The organism is Shewanella sp. MF08487, assembly GCF_050848685.1.
Lineage (GTDB): Bacteria > Pseudomonadota > Gammaproteobacteria > Enterobacterales > Shewanellaceae > Shewanella > Shewanella glacialipiscicola.
The window spans coordinates 1-611 of sequence record NZ_JBOZPB010000070.1; the positions used below are offsets into that span (position 1 = coordinate 1).

1 protein-coding gene is annotated in these 611 nt (G+C 47.3%); it reads right to left on the minus strand.

The annotated features are described in order from the left end of the window. Positions 1-611: GTP-binding protein (locus ACRN9H_RS19670; protein WP_432315890.1), on the minus strand; the 611-nt coding region annotated here is incomplete at both ends.

The following is a 611-nucleotide window of genomic DNA, read 5'->3' on the forward strand; positions in this document are numbered from 1 at the left end:
TCGATTGGCAGTAGGAACGGCTTATCGATGTCACGTTGTGGTTCTGGAATGTAAGAATCAAGTGCTGCTGCCAGCTCAAGGATCTTAGCTTCCCACTCCGGTTGGCCTTCAAGCGCCTTCAGAGCTGAACCTTGGATTACTGGTAAATCATCACCTGGGAAGTCGTATTCTGACAGAAGTTCACGCACTTCCATCTCTACTAATTCCAGTAATTCTTCGTCATCTACCATGTCACACTTGTTCATGAACACAATGATGTATGGTACGCCAACTTGACGAGAAAGCAGGATGTGCTCACGTGTCTGTGGCATTGGGCCGTCTGTTGAAGCCACAACCAAAATAGCGCCGTCCATCTGTGCAGCACCAGTGATCATGTTTTTAACATAGTCAGCGTGACCTGGGCAGTCTACGTGTGCGTAGTGACGTGCTGGTGTGTCATATTCGATGTGAGAAGTATTAATAGTAATACCGCGCTCACGCTCTTCTGGAGCGTTATCGATTTGAGCAAAGTTTTTCACTTCGCCACCATAAGTCTTAGCCAGTACTGCTGAAATAGCTGCAGTTAGAGTGGTTTTACCATGGTCAACGTGACCAATGGTGCCCACGTTTAC